Origin of the sequence: Marinobacter metalliresistant (assembly GCF_038098645.1) — a bacterium.
In the GTDB taxonomy this organism is placed as follows: domain Bacteria; phylum Pseudomonadota; class Gammaproteobacteria; order Pseudomonadales; family Oleiphilaceae; genus Marinobacter; species Marinobacter metalliresistant.
In genome coordinates, this window is sequence record NZ_CP101118.1 from 1,159,582 (window position 1) to 1,180,796 (window position 21,215).

Genomic DNA, 21,215 nt, shown 5'->3' on the forward strand with positions numbered 1-21,215 from the left:
ATTATTTCTGCAACCGTTTGATTCGTTCGCCCGGGCTGATCACATCGGTCAGGCGAATGCCGAACTTTTCGTTCACCATAACAACCTCCCCGTGAGCAATCAGCGTACCGTTTACCAGGACATCCAGCGGTTCACCCGCCAGCCGGTCCAGCTCGATCACCGAGCCCTGGTTCAGCTGAAGCAGGTTGCGTATCGGAATCTGGGTGTTGCCTACTTCCATTGATATGGTGACCGGAATATCCAGGATAACGTCGATATCCGGTGACAGGCCATTGCCCTGGGCGGGCTCGGTTCCCGTATCGAATTCCTCCATGGGGGCCGTCTGAACGCCATTGTCGGCCTCCCCGGATTCACCGGCCTCGGCCATGGCGGCAGACCACTCGTCCTCACGGCTGCCCTCATCGCCGGATTCTTCCATGGCTGCTTCCCACTCGGCAGCCAGCTTTTCGTCTTCGCTGAGTTCCTGCTCGTCGTTCTTGTTGTCGTCAGCCATTGCGTCCCACCTTCAGTTGTTTCTTTACTTTGGGCAGCGTTGCCCGTTCGTGAATTCTCAGTGCCAGTTTTCCGTCACGGGTCCCCATCGTGGCTTTGTAGATGGGAATGCCGTTAGCGGTAACGGTCAGGTGATCCGGCATCTCCACGGGGATGATGTCTCCGGCCTTCATTCTTGCGATGTCCCGCAAGGAAATCCGCCGGCGACAGACCGTGGTGTTGATCGGCACGTTCACCTCCTTGATGTCTTCCTGCAGCGCGTTAACCCAACGCTCATCAACATCATCGATATCACTCTGTACCCCGGCGTCCAGTACGTCGCGGATAGGTTCTATCATGGAATAGGGCAAGGCGAAGTGGAGTTCTCCGCCGCCACCGTCCAGTTCGATATGGAAGGTGCTGACCACCACCACTTCGCTGGGGCTGACGATGTTGGCCATAGCCGGATTTACTTCCGAACTGAGGTACTCGAAATCGACCTTGAGCACCGCATGCCAGGCTTCTTTCATATCCTGAAATACCTGGTTCAGAACCATCTGGACGATGCGGGTCTCGGTCGGGGTGAATTCCCGGCCTTCGATCTTGGCATGGCGCCCTTCCCCGCCGAAGAAATTGTCCACCAGCTTGAACACCAGCTTGGCGTCCAGCACGAACAGGGAGGTGCCCCGCAACGGGCGTACCTTGCACAGGTTAAGGCTGGTGGGCACATACAGCGTGTGAATGTACTCACCAAATTTCATGATCTTGACGCCGCCGGTGGAAACGTCGGCGTTGCGGCGCATGAGGTTGAACAGACTGATTCGGGTATAGCGGGCAAACCGCTCATTGATCATTTCCAGGGTCGGCATGCGACCACGGACGATGCGGTCCTGACTGGAGAGGTCGTAGGGCTTGATGCCGGAATCATCGGCCTCTTCGTAGGTATCTATGTCACCATCATCCACCCCGTGGAGGAGGGCATCGATTTCATCCTGTGACAACAAGTCCTGCATACTTAATCCTGCCCCTGATAGGCTTCGCCCATGCCCTATTGCACGACAAAATTTCTGAATAGCACCCGTTTGACGGCGGGCTCACCTTCCTGTTCCAGCACCTGGTTCACGGTCGTCAGCATTCGCTCGGCCAGGCCCCGGCGCCCCTCGGGTGTCTGCAACTCATTGAACTCACTGTTACCAAGAACCATGACCAACTGGCTGCGAATCAGTGGCAAGTGCAGTTGCGCCGCTGCCAGAGCCTGCGGATCAGTCGCTTCCAGCGCCAGGTAGACCTGGGCATAACGCTGGCGCCCCTGGGCTTGCACCGTCGTAACCAGAGCCTTGTCAATCAGTACGTAGGTGCTGGGAACAAAGCTTTCTTCTGCTGCCTCGCCCGCTTCCCCATCGTCTTCGCCCATTCCTGGCAAACCACCACCGAGAAACCACAGGGTGCCCACAACAGACAGTACAATCGCCAGAATCACGACCACCACCAGCATGATGATCAGCTTCAGTTTGCCTTTTTTGGCGGGAGCCGTTTCAGACGCGTTATTTTCAGCCATAGTGTTCGCTTTGCCAGAAATCCGTCAGAGGGAGCGTTTTTCCGTGACTTTTTCAGATTGGATGCAAAGGATGGGCCAGAAACCCCAACCTTCCCGTTCAGGACAGCAGTTTAGCGTTGCCGGGAAGGATGGGCAAAAGAGATTGGAAGAGCATGTCGGGAGCCGTCAGGCGAAGATGTCCACTTCGCCTTTCCAGCTGAGATCAAGGTTAACCGAGTTCAGGCTGTCGTCATCCTGCCCGGTATCAGCAAGTGGCGATGCCGTGGCTGTACCAGAGGCATGGCTGTCGCCGGCTCCCTGGTCACCGGTCTGCTGCCGGGGCGAATCAGAAACATCAAATCCTGCCAGAGACAGACCCTGCTCTCCCAGCATGTCCCGCAACCGGTGGGAATGCAGTTCCAGCTGGTCCCGCACCACAGGGTTGGCAGAGTGAACAGTGATGTTCGCCTGTTCATTCTGAACCCGGACCTTAACCTCCATCGGCCCCATGTCGGGCGGAGTCAGGTGAATTTCCGCCACCGACATATTCCGGGCGGTCAGCCAACTGAGCTTACCGACCAGTTTGTCACCCCACTCAGCGTGGCCAACCGGTACATCAATGGAGGTGGCGTAACTCCTCAGCGGGCCTGCCATCTCGGCAGTCAGCTTTGCAGCGGCATTGGTGCCGCTTGCCCCTTGCTGCGACACCAGGTCAAGGGCCGACTGGAAACGACCGGAGGTAAGCACTGTGCCCGAATCCGCGTTCCGGCCAAGGTCCGTGAGCGCCGCAGCTTTCACGGCTTCCGTCACCGTTGCATCAGATGTGACACCGGCAGGGGTCTTGGCGTTCTGGCCAGGAACGTTCGACAGGAGCCCGTTGAACAGTCCATTGCCCGGGGTCAACTGACCGGCTACTCCGGCCGGCATCCCGGACCCGGTTTTGGGTGCGGCTGCAAACAGGCTGGCCTCGCCCGGGCTAGCGGATTGCGGACTTAGCCAGGCCTGCAATTCGGCAAAGGTAAGCGGGAGCGCAGTAGCGTCCGGGTCTGTTCCATCCTCGGCGACCTCAGTCTCAGCGGAGGTTGAGCTCGCCGCTTCAAAGGACCCGACGGCTTCTTCATCACCTTTCGTGACGGTGCCTGTGGCGCCGGAAGCCTCACTCTGGCCGGTGTCAGATTGGGCAGGCTGTTGCTCATCGGTGGAACTTGCCTTGTCGTTTCGCTCCGCCTTCTGGCGATCCAGACGTTTTTGCTCCGCCTCTGAGACCGACTCAAAATCGCGTTTTCTTTCAGCCGTATCGCCACTGCTGGCGGATCTGGAAGGGCCGGATTCCTTCTGAATCCCGGGCGCAGGAGTTTGGGGAAGAACCATTTGGGCCATGGCAACCTCTTGCCGCTTTTGTCACGTTGGCGCCCTTACCTTGCCGGACTCTGGCCGATGCACGGGCGATTGTTCCACTATTGCAAAAGGCTAAGCAAATGCGGTGCCAGGCACTCTGGTTTGATAAAGCGGGCGCCAATTAACGCACCAGCAGACCCTCCAGCCTTTGGGTTACCTGATGAAATTCCGCCTCAATGGCATCCAGCAATGCCGGAGCCTCTTCCAGACGAGACTCTTTTCCGGCCATTTCGGCATTCAGGCTCAGTTCACCGAGCCGGGGAGCGCCGATATTGATACAGCTGCCCTTGAAACTATGGGCTGTTTTGATGAAGGCATCGCTGTCATTTGCCTCCAGCGCTTCCCGCAAACTCCGGATCCTGTCCCGGGAATCCGCAAGATAGGTCTGTATCAAAACGTCGAATTCGTCTTCCATGACGTCCTGAAGCTCAGCCAGCGCTTCCTCGTCAAGGTGTGGTTTATCACTCATGACCGACCCCCTGGTACGTTTGATGACATCTAACGGGCCATATCGCCCTGGTTTGCCGCGGCGCCACTGAAGTGCCAATCATAGACAATTTCAACATGATTACCCTGCTCATGAAACCTGACGGATTCAGAAAGACGTTTCAACAGCAGCAGGCCCCGCCCGGCATATCGCTTACTACCTTCGGGGTAAGCGCTGGATGTGACACCCGGATGGCTTTGGAAATCAAACCCCCGTCCGCTGTCCTCACACACCACACGCAGCCGGCCGCCATCCGGTTTCAGGGAATGATGAAGGGTAAAGCGAATATAATGGCCCTCGACATTGCCCAGACGCCGCTTACGCTCCAGATAGTAACGGCCAAACCCTTCCGGGGAATGTTTCCACTCCGACGGCAGTTCCAGCACCCCGTGTTCGAGGGCATTGTTGTAGAGCTCCGCCAGCAGCGTATAGATCTCGCCGCTTCGCCGGCGAAGGCCCGGGACCTCCATGCAGATATGCAGAAGCAGCGGCAGCGGACTGAACTCCCCGAGGGTCTGCTCCCGGATCTCATAGCTGCAACGCCACTCCGCAGGGCCGGCAAGCGAGGAAGGCACCGTCCGGTCCGGCAAAGCGGAAAAACCCGCCTGGTCGCTCATTTCCAGACAACAGAGCGTCAGATCGTCGCCATCTTTGAGGTCCCCGGTAAACCGGTGTACCGCCGACATCATGATATCAAACGGGTGCTCACTGTTATCGGAATGTGCCAGGGCATCAGCCACACCCTGCTCGCCAAACACGTTTCCTGTGCTGTCCGCGGCTTCCAGAAACCCGTCGGTCATCATCATCAGACGGTCGCCGGGGCCGGTACCAAGCCTTTCGAACTCCGCACTGAACTGGTCCGGCGCGAGGATACCGAGGGGCAGGTGCCGCGAAGGCAGCGCCTGCCGGTCATCCGAAGAGCGAATCAGCCAGCCGTCCGGCAAACCACCGTTCCAGACCTGAACCTGATTGAGCTTGAAATCCGCCTCAATCATGGCGCCGCAACAGAACATGTCGGTGGGAAGAATGCGCTTGAGTTTCTGGTTGATCTCCCGCAACACATCCTGGCCGTTAAAGCCTTTGCTGGCCATGCCGTAAAAGATTTCTGCAACCGGCATGGCGCCAATGGCTGCCGGCAATCCATGGCCGGTAAAGTCACCCATGAAAATGAGCATGCCGCCGGCCGGTCTCGGAGACGCAAACAACACGTCGCCATTAAAAATGGATTGCGGCGACGCATGGTAGCGAATGTTGCTCGCGTCCAGGCAACCGGAGTGAGCAACATTGTCGAATACCCGCTTGGCAATTTCCTGCTCTTCGGTCAATTGCCGGTTCCGCTCCCGGATCAGATCCCGCTGGTCAGACAGGGCCTGGTGCATCAGCCGCATCCGGTTGAAGGCGTTGATCTTCGCTTCGATGATGATCCGGTTGTAGGGTTTTCCCAGAAAGTCATCGCCGCCGGCTTCCAGGCACCGGGCCAGCGCCCCGGCTTCGGACAGGGACGTCAGGAAAATCAGCGGAACCAGCCGTTCGCCGGCCAGGGATTTGATCTGCCTGGCAGCCTCCATACCATCCATCAGCGGCATCAAGGCATCCAGCAGAACGAGATCCGGCGCTTCCTGCCGGAACAGGGAGACGGCATCGAGGCCATTCGAGGCATCCAAGACCTCGTGGCCCAGGCGCTTTAAAAGGGTTTTAAGGATGAGGCGATCGCTGTCCGAATCATCGGCAATAAGAATTCTGAGTGGGCGGTGTTCTGCAACGGCATCATCCATGAGAGCTCCACCAGTTCGTACGCATCAGCGAATGTTGAACAGTTGCTCGAAATTGGAGATGGAGAGGATTCGCCGGACGTCGTTATTGCAATTCTCAATCACAATGCGGGCGCTGTCGCCGCCGGCATAATCCCTGAGCAACAACAGCATGCCCAGCGCCGAGCTATCCAGGTAGGTTGTATCCGACAGGTCTACGACATACCCCCGGATGTCCGGATCGCCATGCTCGTAGGCATCCCGGAACGCCTGGTGGGTGCTGAAGTCAAAGCGCCCCTCAATTCTGATAACAAGGGTCCGACCGCTATTATCGCGGCGCGTCTGAATCGGCATTCCCAAACCTCCAAAGGCGTCAAGAGCAGCATTCAACCGGCCCTACCCACCGGCTCTTCTTCGGTTAAGGATAGCTGAGTGACCTGAAATTGCATCCGCATTTGCTTGATGCAGGACAAAATTCAGCGCTGCCGCCGGCTAAAGGCCCGGCCTGCCGCTTCATCCGAAAGCTTCTGGTCACGAAGGTCCTGCTCTGTGCGTTCCTGTTGTCGGCAGGTGTCGATGTATTTTTCCATGCCACGGCGCCGCTCCCAGGCTTGCTGCCATTCCTGCTTGCGCACCTCGAACACTTTCTCCGCTTGATCCAGCTGCGTCTGCTGCTGCCGGATCACCTGGTCGAGTTGCGCAATGAAGGCCTGCCAGGCCTGCAGGCGAGACACCTGCACCACCCCTTGCTGGCTGTTCCGGATCTGCTGGCGATACTCCTGCTGGTAGCGGTTCAGGTTTTCCACCTGTTCACGCTGCTGGTCAACCAGTTTGCGGGCTTCGCCCATCCGCTCCAGGGCCTCCTGCTCTTTGCGCACCTCAAGGGAGAGAACCACTGCCAGTCGCTGTGACCTCAGCATCAGCCGTCACCTGCGCCGCTGGCGGGATTCGGTACGGCAGACTTGCGCCGCTCAGGAGATCGGCGCTCAGGCACAACCGCCAGCAACTGCTCGATACTGTCTTTCAGCGGTGCACTCTCGTTCAGCCCCTGCTGCAGAAACTGTCGCATATTGCCGATGTGAGTAATGGCAAAATCGGTTTCCGGATCGGAACCCTTCACGTAGGCACCAACCGATATAAGGTCCCTGGCCTGCTGATAGCGGGAATACACCTGCTTGAACCGCTGGGCCCGGGCGAAATGCTCGGTGTCGGTGACCTGGGGCATCACCCGGCTGATCGAGGCTTCGACATCGATTGCCGGGTAATGGCCCTCTTCCGCCAGCCGGCGGGACAACACAATATGGCCATCGAGAATTGCACGGGCGGCATCGGCGATCGGATCCTGCTGGTCGTCGCCTTCGGTCAGTACGGTATAGAACGCAGTAATGGACCCACCACCCGGGCGGCCATTACCGGTTCGTTCCACGAGCTGCGGTAATTTGGCAAACACCGATGGCGGGTAACCCTTGGTCGCTGGGGGCTCACCAACGGCCAGGGCGATTTCCCGCTGCGCCTGGGCGTACCGGGTCAGGGAATCCATCAAAAGGAGCACTCGCTTGCCCTGATCCCGGTAATACTCGGCAATCCGGGTGGTCAGCATGGCCGCGCGCAGGCGCATCAGCGGTGAATCATCCGCCGGTGAGGCCACCACCACCGAGCGTAAAAGTCCTTCCTCGCCAAGGATGTCCTCAATGAACTCCTTGACCTCACGGCCCCGCTCGCCAATCAGGCCGACCACGGTGATATCGGCATCGGTAAACCGGGTCATCATGCCCAGCAGCATACTCTTGCCCACGCCACTTCCGGCAAACAGGCCCAGGCGCTGACCCTGGCCAACGGTCAGCAAGGCATTGACGGCGCGAATGCCGACGTCCATGGACTGGCGCACCGGCGCACGGTTCAGGGGGTTGATAATATCGCCGGCCAGGGGCACCCGGGCTTCCGCCTGTAAGGGGCCCTTGCCGTCAAGGGGCTCACCGCTGCCATCGACCACCCGGCCCAGCAGTTGCGGGCCCACCGGTACGCGGCTTGCCGCCGACAGGGGCACCACCCTTGCCCCCGGCTTGAGGCCCTCAATCGCGGTGAGGGGCATCAGGTAAACCCGGTCATCCTCAAACCCCACGACTTCGGCTTCAACATTGCCGGCACCCTGGCCAAAGATCACACATCGGTCACCCACCACCATGGGACAGCCAACGCATTCGAGGGTCAGACCGACCATCCGGGTCAGCCGGCCGGATAGCTCCGGTTCGGGCTCATTGCCAAGAAAGCCCTTGAAGCGGCTCAGGCGGTCAGCGAGGTTCGAGGTCATCGCCGTCACCTTCGTTCGGCACCGGCTTCGGGCCTTCCCGGGAGTCCTCCGGCTCCTGCGAACTCAGGACATCGCGATGGAAACCGGTCAGATCCTCCATCAGCGAATCCAGTTCTTCGGTTTCTCCGCTTTCGCTCTCGCTCATCTGTTGGTCCAGCATGCTCTGAACGGCTCGCTGGAAACGCTTCTCCACGGTGAAATCAACCAGGCTATGGCGAGTCTCCACCCTGCAGCCACCGGGCAGGATGTTGTCGTCTTCAATCACCGAAGCGGATGTTTCGAGGCGTGCAGTAACTTCCCGGACCATTTCACAATCTTCCGGATGAATATGGATGCGGATGTTTTCTGCCGTGGAGGGAAGGGCATCCAGTGCCCGGCGAACCACATGCCGAATCTGGGAGGAATCGATAGTAAGTTCCCGGTAGACCACCGCCCGGGCCAGAACGGTGGTGAGATTAACCAGGGCGGTTTCCAGCTCGTCTTCGTGGCGCCGGATGGGCAGCAGCAGCTCGCCCAGCAGATGCTCAAGCCGGTCAAGTTTGGTATCAGTTTCCTTTCGGGTATCCTCGTAGCCCTGGCTCTTGCCCTGCTCCCGACCTTCCGCCAGCCCGGTTTCCAGGCCTTCCTGATGGCCCTGTTTACGTCCTTCCGTGAGCCCGGCCTGATAGCCCTGCTCCCGGCCTTCGTTATAGCCATCTTCCCGCGCGGCCTGGCGGATCCCGTCAATGTCCGCCACCGTCAGGGGTTTGACGTCCCTCTCCTCTTCCCTGGCCACTTCGTTGCCACGCGCATCCAGCAAGGGCAGCTCCCAGCGCTCATAGGCTGTCAGTTGCTCTTTCGGAATCCGGTTGAGGTCGCGGGTGGAATCTTTCATCACATCATTTCTTCGCCAGCGCCGCCGAGGGAGATTTCACCGGCCTCCGCCATGCGGCGTGCGATGGTAATGATGTCTTTCTGTGCGGATTCAACTTCGCTGACCTTGACCGGCCCCTTGGCCTCCAGATCATCCTGAAGCAGTTCCGCCGCACGCTTGGACATGTTCTTGAAGATCTTTTCCTGCACCTGGTCGTCGGCACCCTTGAGCGCCACCACCAGAACCTCCGAGGACACCTCCCGCAGCAGCGCCTGGATACCGCGATCGTCGACCTCCTTGAGGTTGTCGAACACGAACATGAGATCTTCGATGGTGCTGGCAAGATCCGGATCCATGTCCTTGATGGAATCCATCAGGTTGCCTTCAATGCTCCGGTCCATGAAGTTCATGATGTCCGCCGCCCGCTTCACGCCGCCAATCCGGCTGGTCTGGGAGGCAGCGCCACCGGAGAACTGTTTCTCCAGAATATCGTTCAGTTCCTGCAGGGCCTGGGGCTGGATGCTCTCCAGCGATGCCACCCGCATCATCACATCAAGGCGGACTTTTTCATCGAGTGTGCCAAGAATCTCCGCGGCCTGGTCCGGATCCAGGTAGGAGATAACGATGGCCTGGATCTGGGGATGCTCGTAACGAATGATGTCACCCACGGCCCGGGGTTCCATCCATTTGAGGGTATCCAGCCCCGTGGTGTTGCCGCCGATCAGGATGCGGTCAATCAGGCTGGCGGCCTTATCGTCGCCCAGAGCCTGGGTCAGCATCGCCCGGATGTAATCGTCATTGCCCACGCCCAGACCGGTCTGGCCACCCACGGCATCGACAAACTGATTCAGTACAAAGGTCACGTCGTCCTTGCTGACGTCTTTCATCTGGGCCATGGCAACGCCGACACGCTGAACCTCTTTAGGCCCCATGTGTTTCAAAACCTCGGCAGCATCGGCCTCGCCCAGGGACATCAGCAGAATGGCTGCCTGCTCAACCCTCGGAATCTTCCGCTGGGGTTTCTGCGGTGCGCTGGTGCCCTGCTGGTTGGCTTGTTCAGTCATCGACGTTCACCCACTGGCGCATCACCTGTGCGACCCTCGCCGGGTCCTCCGCGATCAGGCCTTTCAGTGCATTCAGCTGCCTATCATAACTGTCTGTCGCGCCCGGCAAAAGCAGGTCATCCTGTGACGACATGGCCTTGCGCAGTTCATCACCGCCTTCAATCTGGCCCAGACCACCATAACCGCCATCACCGGAATCCATGCCCCGTTCCCGCTGGCCACCGCCAGAAAGGCTCTTGAGGGTCGGGCGCAGCAGGCCAAGCACCAGAACCAGAACAACCAGCCCGGCCAGCACCTGCTTCATCAGATCCCAGAACCAGGGCTGCTCCCAGAATCCCGGGGCCTCGAATTCAACGGTTTCTTCCGGTGCGAATGCGGTGTTCATTACGGTAACGCTGTCGCCCCTTGCCGCTGAATAACCCACTGCATCCCGCACCAGCATACTCAGGCGTTGCAATTCCTGCTCAGGCCAGGGCTCATAGCTGACCTCACCGGTCTGGGGATCGACCACTCTCATGTCGTCCACGGCCAGTGCTACGGTAATTCGTTTGATCCGGCCGAGCTCCTGGCGCACGTAACTGACCGTGCGGTCCATTTCATAATTCCGTGTCGACTCGCGACGAACATTCACCGGCGGGGGCGCAGCGCCTTCGCCATTTCCTCCGACGGCCTGCTCTGGCACCGTCGCATCTGCCGGAGGCTGGTTGGCCAGCGCACCTGGAATCCCGCCCGAGGCCCCGGCCGCGCGCTGTTCGGTAAGCTCCCGCTCACTTCGTACGGCTTGCTGCTCCGGATTGAAAAGCTCTTCCGCCTGCTCAACAGAAGAGAAATCAAGATCCGCGGAGACCTCTGCCCGATACCGGCCATCGCCTACAATCGGTGAGATCAGGGACGCGACACTGCGCGTCAGCCGTTCTTCAATCCTGGAGGTGTAGTCATACTGATCTGCCATCCTGTCAGCATCACCCTGGCTTTTCTTGCCGGTGAGCAGGTTGCCGTTCTGATCCACGACAGTCACGTGTTCCTTGCTCATCATCGGAATGCTGCCAGCAACCAGATTCACAATCGCGCTGATCTGCTCGTGCTCCGGCCGGCGGCCTGCGAACACTTCAAGAAACACAGAGGCAGAGGGCTCCCGGGCATCACGGACGAAAACCGAGCGCTCGGGAATGGCCAGGTGAACCCGGGCATTGCGCACACCTCGCATGCTGGCAATGGTGCGGGCCAGCTCACCCTCAAGGCCTCTGCGGTAGCTGATGGTTTCCATGAACTGGGAGGTGCCCAGTCCGCGCTCCTGGTCGAGCAACTCGTAGCCCATGGTTTTTCGGTCGGTCACACCCTCGGCCGCCAGCTTCAGCCGCGCGTTGTAGACCTGATCCGACGGTACCAGCAAAGCGCCGGTGCGCGGGTCCATTTTGTAGTCGATGCCATTGCTTTCAAGGATGGAGGTAACGTCCTGCGGGTTGTAGGAGGACAGATCCCCCACCACAGGCTGGTAATTCGGCTCCTGAGCCCAGAGCACCACGGCCAGCCCCAGTGCCACGCTGGCAGCAAGACCAACCATCAGGCCAATCTGGCGCAGCAGGTTCAGTCGGTTGAACCCGAGGAACAGATCGCTCCGGCTCTCCGGCGCGTCGCCATCCCGGGCTGCCGGAACATTGGAGGCGTTGGTTTCTGCGGGTACGCTGGCCATGACTCTGCTCCGTTATCAGATCGGCATGTTCATAATGTCTTCGTAGGCCCGGACCACCCGATTGCGTACCTGGGTCAGTGCTTCGAAGGAGACAGAGGATTTCTGGGCGGCGATCATAACACGGGTTATGTCCACATTCGGGTCGCCCATATCGTAAGCAGTGCGAAGTTCACCCGCGGTTTGCTGGAGTTCATTCACGTTGTTCACAGCCTTGCCCAGCATATCGCTGAAGCTGGGGGTTTCCTGGGTTTCCTGAACCTGGCGGGGGCCGTCGACGCGGCCACGAACCGATTGATCCTGCTCGACTCGCTGGTTCTGCATCATTTGTGAACGCAGGGACCGGATATCGGACAAAACACTGTTGATGTCGGCGCGCTGAACCATAACTCTCTCCTGGCTCCGTCCTGCCACGGACGGAATTGCTCCTGGGACTCTGTTACTCCGAATTAAGCAATCAGCAGGCCAACTGAAATTTATTATTATACGTCAGACAGTTACGATATATTCTCTGGGAGACCGGGGGATCAATGACGGACTTTTGACGACGCGCCGGGAGTTACTTGAGCCCATGACAGAAAGGACAAAGAAAAACGGCACCCAAAAGGGTGCCAGTGAAGGAGTTCGTCTTGCAGTGGGTCAGGCCATGGCCATCTCGGCATCCAGATCGATTCCGGCATCACGCATCTGGGCCAGTTTGTACCGGAGCGTTCTGGGGCTGATCCCAAGTTGCTCCGCGGCCCGGTTGCGACGCCCACGCTCTTTCCGGAGTGTCTGGATGATAATACGGAATTCCTGCTGCCTCAGATCATCGCCCAAAGATCCCGCCGCCTCAGAGTCTTCATCGTGCCGCGGCTGCGCCTGTTCCACTGCAGCCACGTAATGGCTGGAAACATCCTCCACCGGCCGGAATTGGGAAACCTCAGCCGGCGCAGCGCTGTGCATATCCGGCCGGCCGGTAATACCAAGCTCCAGGCACAGATCGCCGGCGTGAATCACGTTGCCCTGATGCAACACCAGGGCGCGCTGAATGGCATTATCCAGCTCCCGGACATTCCCGGGCCACCGATGGTTCATCAGAGCGTTCCTTGCATCCGGTGCAAAGGTGATCCCGGTAAGCTTCATTTTCCCACAATGCTTTTTCAGCAGCGACGTGGCCAGCGGCATGATGTCCAACGGCCGCTCCCGCAGGGGCTGCCAATGCATGGGGAAGACAGTCAGCCGGTAGTAAAGATCTTCCCGGAACTTGCCTTCGCGAACGTAATCCGCCAGATCCCGGTTGGTCGTAGCCACCACCCGCACATCCAGGCTGATGGTCTTTCGACCGCCCACACGTTCCACTTCCCGTTCCTGCAACACCCGCAGCAACTTGGACTGAAGCCCCAGATCCATTTCTGAGATTTCATCCAGAAGAATAGTGCCGCCGTTGGCCTGCTCGAACTTACCCGGCGAAGAAGCCACGGCTCCGGTAAAGGCGCCCTTCTCGTGGCCAAACAGAATCGCTTCCAGCATATTCTCGGGAATCGCCGCGCAATTAATGGCCACAAATGGCTGACCGGCCCTGGGGGACTGTTGGTGGATGAAACGGGCAAGCACTTCCTTACCGGTTCCGCTTTCGCCGGAGATCATCACCGTGGAATCACTGCTGGCCACTTTCGTGGCGAGCTGGAACATGCGCTTGCTGATCGGATCTTCAGCCACCGGTTCATCACCGGATTTCTGGCGTCCGCCGCCTACAACCTTGCTGACCGCATCCACCAGGAACTGCGGCTCGAACGGTTTGACCAGATAATCGGTGGCGCCCGCCTGCATGGCAGACACCGCATCGCTGATCTGGCCATAGGCGGTGATCAGCATCATCGGCAAACCGGGATAAAGACGCTGCACCTCAGCCAGCAGCTGATGCCCGGACAGACCCGGCATGTTGACGTCACTGACCACCATATCGACCGGGGACTCCGCCAGCCGCTCCAGCGCCTCACTGGCGCTCGACGCTTCCCGGACACGGAACTTCGCCAGCTCCAGCGTGGTGACCAGCGCTTCCCGCAGGTCATGGTCATCCTCAACAATCAGAATCTGGGCCTTGGCCATGGTTGCCTCCGATCAGTATTTGTTACGCAGTTGCGGTAAACGCAAAGTGGCGACAGCACCGCCCTGCTCCGGCGATTCAATGGCAAAGCGCCCCTGATGCGCCTTGACGACTGCCTGCACCACCGCAAGCCCGAGACCCGTGCCATGGGATTTGGTGGTGTAGAAGGCCTCTGCCAGCCGGCTTGCTTCAGCGGGCTGAAACCCCGGGCCGTTATCCCGGACCCGGATCACCAGCTCTCCGGCCTCCTCCGCCACCTGCACAGCAACGCGACTGGCGCCGGCTTCGAGACTGTTATTGACAAGATTGGTGCAGGCGCCAACAAGAGCGTCGCGGTTACACATCAGGCGGCACTCGTCGGAAACGTCATCCTGGAGGGTCACCTCCGCACCGGGTACCGGCCTTAACCCTTCGACCGCTGAGGCCAATGCGGAAACCAGTTTGCCGGCAGAGAGCTCCTCGGCGAGCCGGGTTTCACCGCGGGCGAAAATCAGCATATCCCGCACCTGTTGCTCGAGATGGGTCAGGCGGGACATTAAACGGGATGCGCAACGCTGGCGCATCTCTTCATCCAGGTCTTCCTGGCTGAGGTGGCCACCGTAAAGAATGGCGGCTGACAACGGCGTGCGAATCTGGTGAGCGAGAGACGCCACCATCCTGCCCATGGCGGTCAGTCGCTGGGCGTGGGCCAGCTGTGCCTGCAGATGGCGGGTTTCAGTCAGGTCGGTGAGCAGAATCAGCTGCCCGGGCTGGTTTTCCATGGTCCGGATTTCAATGCTGACCCGGCGGCCATCACTCAGAGATACCTCGTGGCCGTCATCCCGGCGCGGCGCGAAGCAGCGCCGGATCACATCAACCCAGCGGGCGCCGTCCAGGGGTTCCCCCAGCAAGGCGATGGCAGCGGGATTGGTCTGGGTCACCACGCCCTGGCTGTCGAGCACAACCACACCGGCGGGCAGCGCATTGAGCAGGGTAGATAACCGGTCTGCAAGCTGCTCCTTTTCCTCCAGCTCCTGCTGGCGCTGCAGCGATTCCTGGGTCAGCTCACCGGACAACTGGTTAACCCGGGATTCCAAAGTGCGGTAAGAGTCGGTGATCTGGCGCGACATCCGGTTAAACAGTTCCAGGGCGGAATCCACCGCCTCATCGTCCTGTTGCGGAAACAACGCTGTAACCTTGTCGTTAACGTCCGCCGCCGCGTTGGCCTTTGCGCCGCCCGCTTCGGACTGAATCACAAACTGTGCCTGACTCATAACCTGACTCCCCGATCGGCCCATCGGCCTGGGCCGTATTGTTCGGATGCTTCGTTTGCAGGTTGTTAAGCCAGCACCGTGCCAACTTGAATTTTTCTATATATTTCAGACAGAAAGGGAATTACCTGGAAGGGGGATGACAATTTTACGTCGGCCAGAAACGAGAACGGCGCCTCAGGTTACGAACCTTTGACGCCATTGCTGGAAACGCTGTCACCCCTAAAAAAGGTTTCAGGACTCTTCGGACTCCTCCTCCCGAAGCCCGTACTTGCGCACCTTCTCCACCAGGGTTGTGCGCCGGATTCGCAGCTTTTCGGCGGCCCGAGCGACCACGCCGCCCGCCTCGTCCAGAGCCTGCTGGATCAGCTGCTTCTCAAGGTTCGAGAGGTAGTCCTTCAGATCAATCCCGTTCACTGGCAGCAGCGCTGGTGCATCCAGCCCCACCAGCCCGGGTATACCCGAAGGCATTCCGGTGTCCTCAACCGGCCGGTTCTCATCGTAATCGTCAACATACCGAAATTTCTTGGGCAACTCCTGCACACCGATGACGCCGTAAGGATGCATGATGGCCAGTCGCTCCACCAGATTGGCCAGCTCACGCACGTTGCCCGGCCATTCATGGCGACAGAGACTCATGATCGCCGCCGAATTCATCCGCAGGGAGCCGCGCTTCTCCTTTTCCATCCGGGAGATCAGCTCGTTAATCAACAGGGGAATGTCTTCCACCCGCTCACGCAACGACGGCATTTCGATCGGAAACACGTTCAGCCGGTAATAAAGATCTTCCCGGAAATCCCCGGCCTCAATCATGTCCTCGAGGTGCTTGTGGGTTGCTGCAATGACCCGGACATCCGCCGACTGGGTGCGATTGCTACCCACCCGTTCGAACGTGCGCTCCTGCAGAACCCGCAGAATTTTAACCTGCATATTGAGCGGCATATCCCCGATTTCATCCAGAAACAGGGTGCCTCCCTCTGCCAACTCAAAACGCCCCACCCGGGCGGTAATCGCCCCGGTAAAGGCGCCTTTCTCATGGCCGAATAATTCACTTTCCAGCAACTCGGCGGGAATGGCGCCACAGTTCACGGGTACAAATGGTTTGTCACGGCGGGAAGAATGATAATGAAGGTTGCGGGCCACTACTTCCTTGCCGGTACCGGATTCACCGGTAATCAGGACACTCACGTCCTTGTCGGCCACCTGCTCCATCAGCTGCCGTACATGCTGAACCTTGCGACTGGTGCCCACAAGGCTCCGGAAAAGCTGAAGGCCTCGCTGCTGGCCGCGCTCCCGGGAACGGCTGAACTGATCCCGGTAGACCTGCGCACGGTAAAGCGAATCCACGAACTTGGTATAGTTCAGCGGCCATTCTATGCGGGCAATAATACGGGCGCTGTCATCATCGGACACGCCCCTGAGCTCCGGATGGCCCAGCAAAAGCAGAGGAACCCCCTTAACCGCCTTGCACAGAGCTGTAATGTTGTCGGCGGCACCGGCATCTTCGCCGTTCACCACCGCCGTGGAAATATCCGAAAGGCTCTCCTCGTCGCCACTGCTCAAAAGCGCCTTCGCTTCGTCGCCGGCAAGGACCTGCTCCTCACCAATGAATTCAAGAATGGTGACCATGTCCCGCAATCTTGAATCATCCTCGCTCAGCACCAGCACTTTGTTATTTTTAGACATTCAACAGAATCTCTTGAGGGATTTGTGCGGTATTTAAGACTGTAAGGACGACTGAGTCAATTTTATGACGCTATTTTCGCGGATTTGAAGATATGTTTTGATAGGCCCTGGCCGCGCTGCGGTTCCGGTTGACACCTTTGAGGCCGGCTTCCGCTTCCTTGCGGGCAGTGCGGGCGGATTCATCCGCAGCGTCAATAAACTGCTGCAGTTGCTCCAGCCGGTGCCGCACCGGCTCCGGTTCCAGCTCTCCAGCCTCCAGGGCAGCCATCAGAGGCTCAACTGCAGGCTGAACCTTGTTGTTCAGCTGTGCCAGTGCGTCCCAGTCCCTGTCCGCCAGCGCGCGACCGAGATCTGCCATCAGCCGGTCCAGGTGTTCCAGTTGAGCCTGAGGATCTGCCATTGAATTCTCCTTTCAAATCAACGTCGCGCCAGGCCGTCGGTGCAGTACCGCTCCGCCTTGAGGTGGTAAGTCGTTTCCATGGTAGTCCAGAATACCGGCTCACGGTAATAACTGATATTGTAAATCCTCTCTGCGACCCTTTGCGACCACCCTTTGCGCTACCCTTTGCGCTACCCTTTGCGAAAGACAGCTGCAGAATTTTTCTGTCAGAAATGGTATAGTGGCGGATTAATTTTCCGGGGTTAAGCCCAGGTTCCGGGATTGCAGGTGTTTCATGGCCTCACAATGGCATTCACTGGTTTCGCAGAAACTGTTCCTTGCCCGGACATTGCTCGGTCAACTTGACCGTGCAACGGCCCGGGATGAGGAACACGCACCCAACGAAGCAGAGCAGGCGTTACGTCGCGAAGCGGCGATACAGGGGGCCACGGAGTTACTCTTGAGGTCCAGACGCCTGCTGCTGGTAATGATTGCCCGGCTATACCAGAAAAAGTCTGAAGAGCCTTCAACACTGGACGAGCTGGCCAAGGCAATCGGAGAGGAGCCCAGCGAAGTAAACCGGCTGCGGGCGATTGAGCACAGAGCCGGAAGCTGGTGGAACCATCTGGATCAGCTGGAAATGGCCCAGAGCCGGCCGCCGGCAACCCGAAAAACGGTCAGTACGGAAAATGTCATTGCGGTATCCGCCGACTCAGGTCCGGACCGGTCTGCCCCGGCGTTGCTGAACACACTCAATGCCGTCAAACACTTTGCCGACGATCTGGAAGAACAGCATAGCGAGTGGTAAGCGCATAAGGCTGTCCATTATCCGGATCCCAACAACTGAAAGGTTTACTGAATGTCACCATCGTTTTTTGAAATTGTACAACTGACCAATGGCGACTATGCCCTGCGCCGCATCGACGACGACAGTGCGCCGCTGGTAAAGATCTCGTTCTCGGAAGAAGCGCGGGAAATGATGGAAGACCGCGACCTGTCCGTTGCCAAGGCGATGATCGCCGCGGGTATTGAAGCTGTCGGCAATGTTGCACACGATATCGACTGGGAAGACGACGAACTGGACGCCCCGGACGCCCAGCCCTCCTACACCCTGCACTGAGCGATTAACGCTGCCTTAACACCACACCGTGACTGTTACCCTGTGCGGACGCCTTTTGCAGGGAATTGAAGGCGACACGGCCCAGTTTCCGGGTCCACATGACAACCGCATGGCAAGTACCTGCGCTCAGGGCGCGCTCAGCCAGTTCCTGCGCAGGGTATTCCGTGGTTGAGCGGAGCACCAGCAGCTCTCCGGCAATAATCCCGTGCATCGTCTGCCATTTGCTGACCAGCGCTTGAGGTGGGTCAATCCACGCCAGCCAGCGGTTCTCCTGGTTCAATTGAGTCAGCATAGGCAGCAGCAACTGGAAGTTTTCCACCTGCCCCTGCGGCAGGATAATTTCAGTCACATTTCCGGCAGCAGGCGCTTCCGTGGCGTCCGGGGTGCGTCGGGCGCGAATGACGGAACGCCGCTCGCCGGCGGCCGCTGCCGGCACTGAACAGGACAGAGCGTTGTGTTGGTATGCCAGATTCTGGTTAAAGCTCAGTTGTTCCATAATTCACCCGTTTCTCAATAAATCCGTGGTTATCCGGCCTGATCAGTGAAGATCAGAGCGACGGATAACACCCACACCCAGACCTTCAATGAACAGTTCCTGTTCTTTCAGGTCTACTTCGATGGGCGCAAACTCGTCATTCTCGGCGATCAGGTAGACTTTCGGGCCTTCCTTGCGAAAACGCTTAACCGTGACTTCATCACCCACCCGGGCAACGACCACCTGGCCGTTATGGACATCCTGGGTGCTGTGAACCGCCAGCAGATCGCCGTCCAGAATACCAATGTCCTTCATGCTCATACCCCGTACCCGGAGCAGGTAATCAGCCGGTGGTGAAAAGAACTCCGGCCGAAGGGTGCAGTGATCCTCAATGTGCTCCTGCGCCAGTATCGGACTGCCGGCGGCCACTTGACCAATCACCGGCAAACCCAGATCCTCTTCTGCCTCGGGCAGACGGATGCCCCGGCTTGCCCCGGGCACCATTTCAATGGCGCCCTTGCGGGCCAGCGCCCGCAGGTGCTCTTCGGCGGCATTGGCTGAACGAAAACCCAGCTCGGCCGCAATTTCTGCCCGGGTGGGCGGATAGCCGGTCTCGTCAACGTATCGGCGGATGATGTCCAGTACCTGGGACTGCCTTGCTGTAAGCTTCATTGAGCGACTCCGCTTGATCAGGGCCGGTATGTCCGTTTTCAAAGAGGGGTGCCCCGAGGGGCGCCGGCCAACCTGTTTTTATATACAGTCATTTGACTATATACAGTGTTTTATCCAGTGTAAAGTCGACACCCTGATTTTCTTGCCAGTGCTTAAGGATGACGATCAATGCCGGTGTGATATGGTGGGGCCATGACTCACTACCTACCAGGGAGCACCATGACACGGACCAAGGCCTGCAGGATGCCCGATGTTCTGAAAACCGCGGATGGAAAGGAGCGCAGGGTTGGCGTTGAAATTGAAATGTCCGGTCTGGGCTACGACGAACTGGTGGCTCTTGCCGCAAAGCTTCTGGGAGGAACACCGGTCCTCCGGTCGCGGTACGTGACAACACTGAAGACAGAGCTGGGTGAATTCACGATTGAACTGGATTCCGCCCCCATCAAGGAGCTTGATCTGGCCGATGAGCGGCTTCCCCGTTCGATTCGGGAACTGGGCGGCCAGGCCATGGATGTGATCGATGCCGCCGCGGAACGGATCGTGCCACTGGAAATCATCAGCCCGCCGCTGCCATTTACCAGTCTGGAAACGGTCGAATCTCTGGTCGATAATCTCCGCGAGGCCGGCGCCCTTGGCAGCCGTGAGGCGATCTACTTCGCCTTCGGCCTCCAGCTCAATCCCGAGCTGCCGGACCTCAGGCCGGCAACGCTGGTGCGTTATTTCCAGGCCTTCACCCTGCTGTACGACTGGCTCAAGGCCAGGCACCAGCTTGATGTCAGCCGCAAGTTCACGACCTATATCGAACCCTGGCACAGCCGATATACCGAACTGCTCATGGAAGACGACTACCAGCCGGAACTGCCGCAGTTGATGGACGATTACCTGGAGTTCAATCCAACCCGGAACAGGGCCCTGGACCTTCTGCCCCTGTTTGCCCATCTCGATCATGAACGGCTGGATCGCCACGTTCGGGACCCGAGAATCAAAAGCCGGCCAACCCTGCATTACCGGCTTCCGGATTGCGATATCAACAACCCGGGCTGGCATTTCTCATCCGTTTGGAATGACTGGGTGGTGCTCGAACAATTAGCCAGCAATCCGGACGATCTGTCGGAGATGCGCGCTCTGTTCCGTGAAGGCGGTAAACTCAACCTGCATAATCTGACCCACAGCTGGCAGGAAACCACCGAAGACTGGCTGGCCAGGAAGGGCTATGTCTGAGCCGCCTGAAACCCCCGGCCGGGAACCGGAAATACCGGGACTGACCATCGGCATCAGCGGCCCCGCACGAAAGAGCCTGGCACATCGGCTGATCGGCCTCGGCCTGAGACTGCATGGTGCCCGGACCTACTACATTCGTCCGGGCTCCCGGGTGGACGTCTCACTACTGGACGGACTGGTGCTCTCCGGCGGCACCCATGTTCATCCGGAGCGCTATGGCCAGGAGTCGCAGGTAACCGCGCGCTATGATCGCAAACGGGATGCCACCGACCAGGCGCTGCTGGAGCAGGCGGAAAGAATTGGCATACCTGTGCTCGGCATCTGCCGCGGCGCCCAGTTCATCAACGTTTTCCACAACGGATCCCTGTGCCAGAACGTGACACCTCTGCGAGTGAACACACGGCATCGCCCTCTGTTGTTACCACTACAGACGGTTCGTCTGGTTGAACCCAGCCGGCTACGGCAGGTGATGGATTCCCCGGTGATCGGTGCCAACCGGATTCACAGCCAGACCATCAAGCGCCTGGGCCGAAACCTGCGCGTTACCGCCGTCGACAACGATCTGTTTGTTCAGGCCATTGAAAACACTCGGGGCCAGTGGCTGATGGGCATTCAGTGGCATCCGGAGTATTTGCTTTACCACAGTGGGCACAGACGCATCTTCCGCAATTTTGTGGACGCCGCCCGCCGATTCAAACTGGCACGCCTGGAACCGGATACCGGCGAGGCCTGATATCAATGCTGTATGCACAGGAGGAACT

At 58.8% G+C, this 21,215-nt stretch carries 23 protein-coding genes; 4 read left to right on the forward strand and 19 right to left on the reverse strand.

Going from position 1 to position 21,215, the window contains the following annotated elements:
* Window position 1 precedes the first annotated feature (1 nt).
* The 17 genes from fliN to NLK58_RS05475 all read right to left on the reverse strand — a co-directional run bounded on the left by fliN (window position 2) and on the right by NLK58_RS05475 (window position 16,987).
* Window positions 2-493, reverse strand: a complete 492-nt coding sequence (fliN, locus tag NLK58_RS05395) for a flagellar motor switch protein FliN (protein WP_117617607.1) — start codon at window positions 491-493, stop codon at window positions 2-4.
* A complete protein-coding gene (fliM, locus tag NLK58_RS05400; RefSeq protein WP_117617608.1) occupies window positions 486-1,484 on the reverse strand; it encodes a flagellar motor switch protein FliM in 999 nt (332 codons plus the stop codon). Before fliM ends, fliN begins: the two co-directional genes overlap by 8 nt.
* A 35-nt stretch (window positions 1,485-1,519) precedes the next feature.
* Entirely contained in the window at window positions 1,520-2,029 is a 510-nt protein-coding gene (fliL, locus tag NLK58_RS05405; protein ID WP_117617609.1) for a flagellar basal body-associated protein FliL, read from the reverse strand.
* 165 nt (window positions 2,030-2,194) lie between these two features.
* Window positions 2,195-3,388, reverse strand: coding sequence for a flagellar hook-length control protein FliK (locus NLK58_RS05410; protein ID WP_341582211.1), 1,194 nt, complete (start codon window positions 3,386-3,388; stop codon window positions 2,195-2,197).
* A gap of 139 nt (window positions 3,389-3,527) precedes the next feature.
* Window positions 3,528-3,875 carry an Hpt domain-containing protein gene (locus NLK58_RS05415; protein ID WP_117617611.1) on the reverse strand — a complete coding sequence of 116 codons (348 nt, stop codon included), beginning with the start codon at window positions 3,873-3,875 and terminating at the stop codon, window positions 3,528-3,530.
* A 29-nt stretch (window positions 3,876-3,904) separates the two neighbouring features.
* Window positions 3,905-5,668 carry a fused response regulator/phosphatase gene (locus tag NLK58_RS05420; RefSeq protein ID WP_341582212.1) on the reverse strand — a complete coding sequence of 588 codons (1,764 nt, stop codon included), beginning with the start codon at window positions 5,666-5,668 and terminating at the stop codon, window positions 3,905-3,907.
* A gap of 24 nt (window positions 5,669-5,692) precedes the next feature.
* Complete coding sequence (locus NLK58_RS05425; protein WP_341582213.1) at window positions 5,693-5,998, reverse strand: STAS domain-containing protein; 306 nt, start codon at window positions 5,996-5,998, stop codon at window positions 5,693-5,695.
* Between the two features lie 122 nt (window positions 5,999-6,120).
* The gene (gene fliJ, locus NLK58_RS05430; protein WP_117617614.1) at window positions 6,121-6,564 is read right to left on the reverse strand and encodes a flagellar export protein FliJ; all 444 of its coding nucleotides are present in this window, start codon (window positions 6,562-6,564) and stop codon (window positions 6,121-6,123) included.
* Window positions 6,564-7,955, reverse strand: coding sequence for a flagellar protein export ATPase FliI (gene fliI, locus NLK58_RS05435; protein WP_341582214.1), 1,392 nt, complete (start codon window positions 7,953-7,955; stop codon window positions 6,564-6,566). Before fliI ends, fliJ begins: the two co-directional genes overlap by 1 nt.
* Window positions 7,936-8,829 (reverse strand): flagellar assembly protein FliH, encoded by an 894-nt coding sequence (locus tag NLK58_RS05440; protein ID WP_341582215.1) that lies wholly within the window; start codon window positions 8,827-8,829, stop codon window positions 7,936-7,938. Before NLK58_RS05440 ends, fliI begins: the two co-directional genes overlap by 20 nt.
* On the reverse strand, window positions 8,829-9,872 hold the full coding sequence (gene fliG, locus NLK58_RS05445) for a flagellar motor switch protein FliG (RefSeq protein ID WP_117617617.1): 1,044 nt from the start codon (window positions 9,870-9,872) through the stop codon (window positions 8,829-8,831). The genes NLK58_RS05440 and fliG overlap by 1 nt, the downstream gene beginning before the upstream one ends.
* Complete coding sequence (gene fliF, locus NLK58_RS05450; protein ID WP_341582216.1) at window positions 9,865-11,565, reverse strand: flagellar basal-body MS-ring/collar protein FliF; 1,701 nt, start codon at window positions 11,563-11,565, stop codon at window positions 9,865-9,867. Before fliF ends, fliG begins: the two co-directional genes overlap by 8 nt.
* 15 nt (window positions 11,566-11,580) lie before the next feature.
* Window positions 11,581-11,949, reverse strand: a complete 369-nt coding sequence (fliE, locus tag NLK58_RS05455; protein ID WP_341582217.1) for a flagellar hook-basal body complex protein FliE — start codon at window positions 11,947-11,949, stop codon at window positions 11,581-11,583.
* A gap of 252 nt (window positions 11,950-12,201) precedes the next feature.
* Window positions 12,202-13,653, reverse strand: coding sequence for a sigma-54 dependent transcriptional regulator (locus tag NLK58_RS05460; protein WP_117617620.1), 1,452 nt, complete (start codon window positions 13,651-13,653; stop codon window positions 12,202-12,204).
* A 12-nt stretch (window positions 13,654-13,665) separates the two neighbouring features.
* A complete protein-coding gene (locus tag NLK58_RS05465) occupies window positions 13,666-14,904 on the reverse strand; it encodes a PAS domain-containing sensor histidine kinase (RefSeq protein WP_117617621.1) in 1,239 nt (412 codons plus the stop codon).
* Window positions 14,905-15,135: 231 nt separating this feature from the next.
* The gene (locus tag NLK58_RS05470) at window positions 15,136-16,587 is read right to left on the reverse strand and encodes a sigma-54 dependent transcriptional regulator (protein ID WP_117617622.1); all 1,452 of its coding nucleotides are present in this window, start codon (window positions 16,585-16,587) and stop codon (window positions 15,136-15,138) included.
* A gap of 70 nt (window positions 16,588-16,657) precedes the next feature.
* Window positions 16,658-16,987 carry an SOS cell division inhibitor gene (locus tag NLK58_RS05475; protein WP_341582218.1) on the reverse strand — a complete coding sequence of 110 codons (330 nt, stop codon included), beginning with the start codon at window positions 16,985-16,987 and terminating at the stop codon, window positions 16,658-16,660.
* 274 nt (window positions 16,988-17,261) lie between these two features.
* On the opposite strand from NLK58_RS05475, the gene NLK58_RS05480 reads away from it, so the two are divergent.
* The gene (locus NLK58_RS05480) at window positions 17,262-17,774 is read left to right on the forward strand and encodes a hypothetical protein (protein WP_341582219.1); all 513 of its coding nucleotides are present in this window, start codon (window positions 17,262-17,264) and stop codon (window positions 17,772-17,774) included.
* A 51-nt stretch (window positions 17,775-17,825) separates the two neighbouring features.
* Window positions 17,826-18,086, forward strand: a complete 261-nt coding sequence (locus NLK58_RS05485) for a hypothetical protein (protein WP_117617625.1) — start codon at window positions 17,826-17,828, stop codon at window positions 18,084-18,086.
* 4 nt (window positions 18,087-18,090) lie between these two features.
* On the opposite strand, the gene NLK58_RS05490 is transcribed toward NLK58_RS05485, so the two are convergent.
* Together NLK58_RS05490 and lexA are read right to left on the reverse strand one after the other, a co-directional pair.
* The gene (locus tag NLK58_RS05490; RefSeq protein WP_341582220.1) at window positions 18,091-18,582 is read right to left on the reverse strand and encodes a SulA-like leucine-rich domain-containing protein; all 492 of its coding nucleotides are present in this window, start codon (window positions 18,580-18,582) and stop codon (window positions 18,091-18,093) included.
* Window positions 18,583-18,624: 42 nt separating this feature from the next.
* Window positions 18,625-19,233, reverse strand: a complete 609-nt coding sequence (gene lexA / locus NLK58_RS05495; RefSeq protein WP_117617627.1) for a transcriptional repressor LexA — start codon at window positions 19,231-19,233, stop codon at window positions 18,625-18,627.
* A 219-nt stretch (window positions 19,234-19,452) separates the two neighbouring features.
* On the opposite strand from lexA, the gene NLK58_RS05500 reads away from it, so the two are divergent.
* Both NLK58_RS05500 and NLK58_RS05505 read left to right on the forward strand, forming a co-directional pair.
* Window positions 19,453-20,454 carry an amidoligase family protein gene (locus NLK58_RS05500; RefSeq protein WP_117617628.1) on the forward strand — a complete coding sequence of 334 codons (1,002 nt, stop codon included), beginning with the start codon at window positions 19,453-19,455 and terminating at the stop codon, window positions 20,452-20,454.
* Window positions 20,447-21,187, forward strand: coding sequence for a gamma-glutamyl-gamma-aminobutyrate hydrolase family protein (locus NLK58_RS05505; protein WP_117617629.1), 741 nt, complete (start codon window positions 20,447-20,449; stop codon window positions 21,185-21,187). Before NLK58_RS05500 ends, NLK58_RS05505 begins: the two co-directional genes overlap by 8 nt.
* The last annotated feature ends 28 nt before the right edge of the window (window positions 21,188-21,215 follow it).

What these genes read in the sequence shown, in the direction of transcription:
- NLK58_RS05420 (WP_341582212.1), bottom strand. Translation starts at nt 5,668, where the DNA reads ATGGATGATGCCGTTGCAGAACACCGCCCACTCAGAATTCTTATTGCC.
- NLK58_RS05475 (WP_341582218.1), bottom strand. Translation starts at nt 16,987, where the DNA reads ATGGCAGATCCTCAGGCTCAACTGGAACACCTGGACCGGCTGATGGCA.
- NLK58_RS05440 (WP_341582215.1), bottom strand. Translation starts at nt 8,829, where the DNA reads ATGAAAGATTCCACCCGCGACCTCAACCGGATTCCGAAAGAGCAACTG.
- NLK58_RS05470 (WP_117617622.1), bottom strand. Translation starts at nt 16,587, where the DNA reads ATGTCTAAAAATAACAAAGTGCTGGTGCTGAGCGAGGATGATTCAAGA.
- NLK58_RS05490 (WP_341582220.1), bottom strand. Translation starts at nt 18,582, where the DNA reads ATGGAACAACTGAGCTTTAACCAGAATCTGGCATACCAACACAACGCT.
- fliG (WP_117617617.1), bottom strand. Translation starts at nt 9,872, where the DNA reads ATGACTGAACAAGCCAACCAGCAGGGCACCAGCGCACCGCAGAAACCC.
- NLK58_RS05505 (WP_117617629.1), top strand. Translation starts at nt 20,447, where the DNA reads ATGTCTGAGCCGCCTGAAACCCCCGGCCGGGAACCGGAAATACCGGGA.
- fliI (WP_341582214.1), bottom strand. Translation starts at nt 7,955, where the DNA reads ATGACCTCGAACCTCGCTGACCGCCTGAGCCGCTTCAAGGGCTTTCTT.
- NLK58_RS05415 (WP_117617611.1), bottom strand. Translation starts at nt 3,875, where the DNA reads ATGAGTGATAAACCACACCTTGACGAGGAAGCGCTGGCTGAGCTTCAG.
- NLK58_RS05485 (WP_117617625.1), top strand. Translation starts at nt 17,826, where the DNA reads ATGTCACCATCGTTTTTTGAAATTGTACAACTGACCAATGGCGACTAT.
- lexA (WP_117617627.1), bottom strand. Translation starts at nt 19,233, where the DNA reads ATGAAGCTTACAGCAAGGCAGTCCCAGGTACTGGACATCATCCGCCGA.
- NLK58_RS05465 (WP_117617621.1), bottom strand. Translation starts at nt 14,904, where the DNA reads ATGAGTCAGGCACAGTTTGTGATTCAGTCCGAAGCGGGCGGCGCAAAG.
- fliM (WP_117617608.1), bottom strand. Translation starts at nt 1,484, where the DNA reads ATGCAGGACTTGTTGTCACAGGATGAAATCGATGCCCTCCTCCACGGG.
- NLK58_RS05410 (WP_341582211.1), bottom strand. Translation starts at nt 3,388, where the DNA reads ATGGCCCAAATGGTTCTTCCCCAAACTCCTGCGCCCGGGATTCAGAAG.
- fliL (WP_117617609.1), bottom strand. Translation starts at nt 2,029, where the DNA reads ATGGCTGAAAATAACGCGTCTGAAACGGCTCCCGCCAAAAAAGGCAAA.
- fliN (WP_117617607.1), bottom strand. Translation starts at nt 493, where the DNA reads ATGGCTGACGACAACAAGAACGACGAGCAGGAACTCAGCGAAGACGAA.
- fliE (WP_341582217.1), bottom strand. Translation starts at nt 11,949, where the DNA reads ATGGTTCAGCGCGCCGACATCAACAGTGTTTTGTCCGATATCCGGTCC.
- NLK58_RS05480 (WP_341582219.1), top strand. Translation starts at nt 17,262, where the DNA reads ATGGCCTCACAATGGCATTCACTGGTTTCGCAGAAACTGTTCCTTGCC.
- fliF (WP_341582216.1), bottom strand. Translation starts at nt 11,565, where the DNA reads ATGGCCAGCGTACCCGCAGAAACCAACGCCTCCAATGTTCCGGCAGCC.
- NLK58_RS05460 (WP_117617620.1), bottom strand. Translation starts at nt 13,653, where the DNA reads ATGGCCAAGGCCCAGATTCTGATTGTTGAGGATGACCATGACCTGCGG.
- fliJ (WP_117617614.1), bottom strand. Translation starts at nt 6,564, where the DNA reads ATGCTGAGGTCACAGCGACTGGCAGTGGTTCTCTCCCTTGAGGTGCGC.
- NLK58_RS05500 (WP_117617628.1), top strand. Translation starts at nt 19,453, where the DNA reads ATGACACGGACCAAGGCCTGCAGGATGCCCGATGTTCTGAAAACCGCG.
- NLK58_RS05425 (WP_341582213.1), bottom strand. Translation starts at nt 5,998, where the DNA reads ATGCCGATTCAGACGCGCCGCGATAATAGCGGTCGGACCCTTGTTATC.